1 protein-coding gene is annotated in these 1,221 nt (G+C 52.7%); it reads right to left on the bottom strand.

The window, feature by feature from the left end; all coding sequences use genetic code 11:
* Positions 1-685: ABC transporter substrate-binding protein (locus tag IQ256_RS29295; RefSeq protein WP_193859193.1), on the bottom strand; the 685-nt coding region annotated here is incomplete at its 3' end.
* Between the last annotated feature and the right edge of the window lie 536 nt (positions 686-1,221).

The following is a 1,221-nucleotide window of genomic DNA, read 5'->3' on the forward strand; positions in this document are numbered from 1 at the left end:
TCTCAAGTTCATCCAGGGCTGCATTGAACTTCGAAACGATCGTCTCTCCGCCTTTGTCGTTGCGGCACAAGAGGGCATCCTCGTGAACGGCAACCGGCGTGTCTTCGGCGTGGGGAAGGTTATCGATACCCATGTTCTCGAAGGCACTGTAAGCATCAGGAACGTAAGCAATAAATGCATCGATGCGGCCGGCCTCGAGTTTCTTCACGTTTGCCTCGATCGTTCTTGCTTCGACCAGTTTGAGGTCGGCAGACTCTATCTGATCGCCATAAGGCATACCTGAACGGACGCCAACTCTCATACCGTTGAGTGCATTCAGATCGGAGACTGGAGCGCTGCCCGCTTTGGTGAAGATATAGATTTTCGCAACGGACATCGGATTCGATTGTGTCGTGGCAAAGCCGAACTGATAGAAATTGGTGTTGGTGTTTGCTGGGGAAAGGCAAGCGACTTTGCCGGACTCGAAGTCCTGGAAGGCGCGATTGGGTGCGACTGTTTGGCTTTCGATTAGTCCGTCGGCGTGTTTTTCCACGGCCGCGAAAACTTGGTCGTAGATTCCCTGACCATCTTTTTGAAACAGGCCGTCGACCTGTAGTGCTGCAACTGAGTTATCGCTTGCACCGGCGCTGCCGATGAAAAAACTGGTCATAATCAAGGTGCCGCCAAAGATCTTACCGATACGCATTGACTTGTTTCTCCTGCTCTTAGCGTTCCCACATCTTCATTCCCGAAGGTGTGGTTTGAGTGTGCGGTCCTCACCGGCGGCTGGTGGATAGGATCCGCTTCGACAACGTGACTGGTTACTAGAAATATCTCTCTCAGGATGATTTTGTGCTCTTTCGTAATCACGATGACAGAGCCATCGCTATAGGCAGAGATAGCGAGTAATTATTAAACTAAGAGTTAATCCTCAGCGCTTCGCTTAACAGGTGTCGCTACGCGAACTCTGCACGGTGGAGTAGCTTTTATGTGTGTGCGGGCTTTTTGCCGTCTCAGCGAGAAGTAGGCAGGCGTTTTGTCAGGATAGCTGAGACGAACCGGGCCGGGCGGTCAGTTTGGCCACCGCCGACAGGGCAGCGCCAAAGCTTTGGTGTAAGCCGCAGTTCTTGTTGGTAGACCGCGGCTGACAACACAGCGCTTTCAGATACTTTTTAGGGCTGGACGCAACGAAGCGGCCAAACGCTCAGCTCAAGCCGGCGAACAGCATGAAGTCGCTAAGCC

Source organism: cf. Phormidesmis sp. LEGE 11477, from assembly GCF_015207105.1.
Classification (GTDB): domain Bacteria; phylum Cyanobacteriota; class Cyanobacteriia; order Phormidesmidales; family Phormidesmidaceae; genus Phormidesmis.